This window comes from Streptomyces sp. NPDC050448 (assembly GCF_040655295.1).
GTDB lineage: Bacteria > Actinomycetota > Actinomycetes > Streptomycetales > Streptomycetaceae > Streptomyces.
In genome coordinates this window covers 1-4792 of sequence record NZ_JBFAJR010000098.1, presented here as the reverse complement: position 1 = coordinate 4792, position 4792 = coordinate 1, and the positions used below count along the sequence as shown (strand labels likewise).

Genomic DNA, 4792 nt, shown 5'->3' with positions numbered 1-4792 from the left:
CTCCCCACTGCCCGCCACCCGGCCCAACACCACATCCTTCACCGGATGATCAACCCACCCGGCCAGACGCGCATCCAACTCCTCACACGCCTCGTTCAACGCCCGCGCGAACACCGGATACCGGCCATACAACTCCAGACCCATGCCCACCCGCTGCGAGCCCTGACCCGGAAACACCCAGACAACCTTGCCCGGCACACCCGAACCGACACTGCCGATCACTACACCGGCAGCGACCTCACCACGGCCCAGCGCCTCGAGCCCGGCCAGCGCCTCCTCGTCCGAGCCGGCCACGACCACCGCACGCTCACCCAGCAGTGCACGCTCCGACAACAGCGACCCGGCCACGTCCGTCAGCGCCACCCCGCCGGGGGCAGACTCCAGGTACGACGCCAGGCGTCCGGCCTGACCTTCCAGGGAACCGGCGCTCTGCGCCGACACCACCAGCGGCACCACACCGGCAGGTGCCGTCTCCTCCGAGACGGGCTCCGCCTCCTCGGCGGGCGCCTCCTCCAGGATCAGGTGCGCGTTCGTCCCACTGACGCCGAACGAGGACACACCCGCCCGACGCGGCCGGCCACTCCGCGGCCACTCCCGCGCCTCCGTCAGCAGCTCCACCGCGCCCGCAGACCAGTCCACTTCGGTCGTGGGCTTCTCCACGTGCAGGGTGGGGGGCAGGACCCCGTGCTGGAGTGCCTGCACCATCTTGATCACGCCGGCCACGCCCGCAGCTGCCTGCGTGTGCCCGATGTTCGACTTCAGCGAGCCCAGCCACAGCGGCTGGTCTGCGTCACGGCCCTGGCCGTAGGTCGCCAGGAGCGCCTGGGCCTCGATCGGGTCGCCAAGGGCCGTACCGGTCCCGTGGGCCTCCACGACGTCCACGTCCGCTGTCGCCAGCCCGGCGCTGGCCAGGGCCTTGCGGATGACCCGCTGCTGCGACGGACCGTTCGGCGCCGTCAGACCGTTCGACGCGCCGTCCTGGTTGACCGCACTGCCGCGCAGCACCGCCAGCACCCGGTGACCACGCTCACGCGCCACCGACAAACGCTCCAGCACCACCACACCGACACCCTCGGCCCAGCCCGTGCCGTCCGCGCCGTCCGCGAACGCGCGGCAGCGCCCGTCGACGGCCAGAACCCGCTGCCGGGAGAACGCCACGAAGGTGCCGGGCGACGCCATCACCGTCGCGCCGCCAGCGAGCGCCATCGAGCACTCGCCCTGCCGCAGCGCCTGCGCCGCCAAGTGCATCGTCACCAGCGACGACGAACACGCCGTGTCCACCGTGACCGCCGGACCCTCGAGACCCAGCACGTACGACACCCGGCCCGACGCCACACTCGACGCCCCTCCTGTGCCCGCGTACCCCTCCAGCTCCGGCGGAATGGCGCCGGCGCCGGCCCCGTACCCCTGAGTGAACACCCCGGAGAACACTCCGACATCGGTGCCCTTCAGCGAGACCGGGTCGATACCCGCCCGCTCCAGCGCCTCCCACGAGGTCTCCAGCAGCAACCGCTGCTGCGGGTCCATCACCACTGCCTCACGCGGCGAGATACCGAAGAACCCCGCGTCGAAAAGCCCGGCGCCCTGCAGGAATCCGCCCTGATCGGTATAGGACGTTCCCGCGTGGTCGGGGTCCGGGTCGAACAGACCCTCCAGGTCCCAGCCACGGTCCTCGGGGAAGGACGACACCGCGTCCCGGCCCTCCGACACCAGCTGCCACAAGTCCTCCGGACCCGCCACGCCACCCGGGAACCGGCACGCCATCCCGACGATCGCGATCGGCTCGTCAGCATGGCGCGAGCCCTGCTGCTTCAAGGTGTGCAACTCGGTGGTCACGCGCTTGAGGTACTTGAGGAGCTTTTCGTCCGTGGCCATTCTCTAAGTCCTTACGAAGATTTGATGGAACCGCAAAAGCCTGAACTGGTTTCAGATGAGCCCGAATTCACCATCGATGAAGTCGAAGATTTCATCGGCTGATGCGGATTCCAGTTGCTCCGCCACCGCGGACGTGTCCGTCTGCTCGAGCACTCCGTTGCACCTGGCCACCAAACCTTGAAGGCGAAGCGCGATACTGGATTTCTGGTCGAGGCGCAGTTCATTGAGCAGCGACTCCACGTCTTCGATCTTCGCGTTCACCCGGGAAAGCGCGTCGTCGCTGGTACCGAGCTCGTCGCGCAGGTAGCGGGCGATGGTCAGCGGGGTGGGGTAGTCGAAGACCAGCGTGGCCGGCAGCTTCAGACCGGTCGCCTCACGCAGCCGGTTGCGCAGCTCCACCGAGGTGAGCGAGTCGAACCCGGCGTCCTTGAACGCCAGCTCCGCACGGACACCCTCCGGCCCGGCATGTCCGAGCACGACCGCGACCTGAGCACGCACCAGATCGAGGAGCAGTGCCTCCTGCTCGGCCGCACCGAGCCCGGCCAGGCGGCGGACCAGCCCGCCCTCCGTGGCGGCTGCCGCCCGCGCCTGCTGCCGGCCGGCCCTCACCAGGCCCCGCATCAGGTGCGGGACTCCCCCGCCGGCTGCGGCCTGGCTGCGCAGCGTCCGCAGGTCCAGGTGGACCGGCACCAGCAGCGCCCGCTCCACCTGCAGCGAGGCGTCGAACAGGGCCATGCCCTCCTCCGCCGTCATCGCCAGCACACCACCGCGGCTCGCACGCGCCTGGTCAGCGCCGCCCAGGTGGGCGGTCATACCCGTGGCCTGCTCCCACAGACCCCAGGCCAGCGACTGCCCGGGCAGGCCGGCCGCCCGACGGCGGGCCATCAGCCCGTCCAGGAAGGCATTCGCCGCCCCGTAATTGCCCTGTCCGGCGGACCCGAAGACACCCGAGGCGGACGAGAACACGACGAACGCGTCGAGGTCCAGACCACGGGTCAGCTCGTCCAGGTGCCGGACCGCGTCCACCTTCGGCGCGAACACCGTCGCCAGCCGCTCCGGGGTCAGCGCCCCGATCACCCCGTCGTCCAGCACACCCGCGGTGTGGACCACACCGGTCAGCCGGTGCCCGGCCGGCACCGACGCCAGCAGCGCCTCCACCTGGCTGCGGTCGGACACGTCACAAGCCACGACCGACACCGCCGCGCCCTGCTCGGCGAGCTCGGCGACCAGCTCCTGCGCCCCGTCTGCCTGCGGACCCCGCCGACTGGCCAGCACCAGGTGCTGCACACCGTGCCGGGTGACCAGATGCCGGGCCAGCAGCGCACCCAACGCCCCGGCACCCGTGACCAGGACCGTGCCCTCCGGCCGGAACACCGCCGGTGCATCGTCCGCGACCTCAGCTCCGGCCCGGACGAGCCGGGGGACGAAGAGGGCCGCTCCGCGGACCGCGACCTGCGGCTCCCCGCCGGCCAGTACCGTACCCAGCACCGAGTCCACTCCCTCGCCGGAGGCCGGGTCGGTGTCGATCAGGACGAAGCGGTCGGGGTTCTCCACCTGGGCGGCACGGAGCAGACCCCACACAGCCGCTCCGGCCGGGTCGCTCACCGTGCCCTCACCACCGGCGGGAACCGCGCCCCGGGTGACGACCACCAGCCGCGACTCCTCGAGTCCGGGCCCGGCCAGCCACGCCTGAACGACCTCCAGCACGTGGGAGGACAGGGCCAGTACCGCGCCCTCCCCGGCACTGCCGAACGCCTCCAGGACCGCCGCCGCCGGGACCACTCCGCTCTCGGCCAGGGCCGCCACATCGTCCGCCGTGGCCACCGGCACCCACCACGGCGAGGGGGCTGCTCCTTCGGCCGGGGGCAGCTCGGTCCACTCGACGCCGAACAGCGAGTCGCGGCCCTCGTCCGCCGTCGGCGTCCCCAACCGGTCGGTGGACACGGCCCGGGACACCAGCGAGTCCAGCGTCACGACCAGGCCACCGGTCTCGTCCGCCGCCTCCAGCGACAGTGCATCCGGGCCGATCGGCGCGACCCGTACGCGCAGTGCCGAGGCACCGGCGGCGTGCAGCACCAGACCGTTCCAGTCCAGCGGCTGCAGTACGGCCTGTCCGTCGGTCTCCGGGTCCGCCGGGGCGTCGACGAGGCCGGTGTGCAGGGCCGCGTCCAGCAGCGCGGGGTGGATGCCGAACGCGCCGGCCTGTTCCCGCTGCCCCTCGGGCAGGGCGACCTCGGCGAAGAGCTCCTCGCCACGCCGCCACACCGCCCGCACGCCCTGGAACGCCGGACCGTAACCATAGCCACGCTCGACCAGGCCGGAGTAGAAGTCCCCGACCTCGACCGGCTCCGCGCCGGCCGGCGGCCAGGCGGCGAAGTCGAACCCGGTGCCCACGGAGCCCGTCTGAACCGGAGCCGACAGCACACCGGTGGCGTGCCGCCTCCACACGCCGTCACCGACAGCGTCCTCGCGCAGCGCGTAGACCTCCACGGTCCGCGAGCCGTTCTCGGTCGGACCGTCGACGGCGACCTGTATGCGCACCCCGCCGTGCTCGGGCACGACCAGCGGTGCCTCGATCACGAGTTCGTCCAGGACGCCGGACCCGAACTCGTCGCCGGCCCGCACCGCGAGATCGACATACACCGTGCCGGGGACGAGCACCGCACCGCCGATCGCGTGATCGGCCAGCCACGGGTGCGACTTCAGCGACAGCCGCGAAGTGAAGACCAGTCCGTCGGACTGCGGCAGCCGCACCACAGCACCCAGCAGCGGGTGATCGGACCCGACCAGTCCGAGCGATGCCGCATCGGTGGCCGACTCACCCGGCTGGAGCCAGTAGTGCCGGTGCTCGAAGGCGTACGTCGGCAGGTCGATGCGGGCGGACGCCGCTCCGGCGGGCAGAACCCCGGCCCAGTCG

2 protein-coding genes are annotated in these 4792 nt (G+C 71.8%); both read right to left on the bottom strand.

Going from position 1 to position 4792, the window contains the following annotated elements:
* Window positions 1-1875, bottom strand: a 1875-nt coding sequence (locus tag AB0I68_RS38720) for a type I polyketide synthase (RefSeq protein WP_363182143.1), incomplete at its 3' end; no start/stop codon positions are given.
* Window positions 1876-1926: 51 nt separating this feature from the next.
* On the bottom strand, window positions 1927-4792 hold a 2866-nt coding region (locus AB0I68_RS38715; protein WP_363182142.1), incomplete at its 5' end, for a type I polyketide synthase.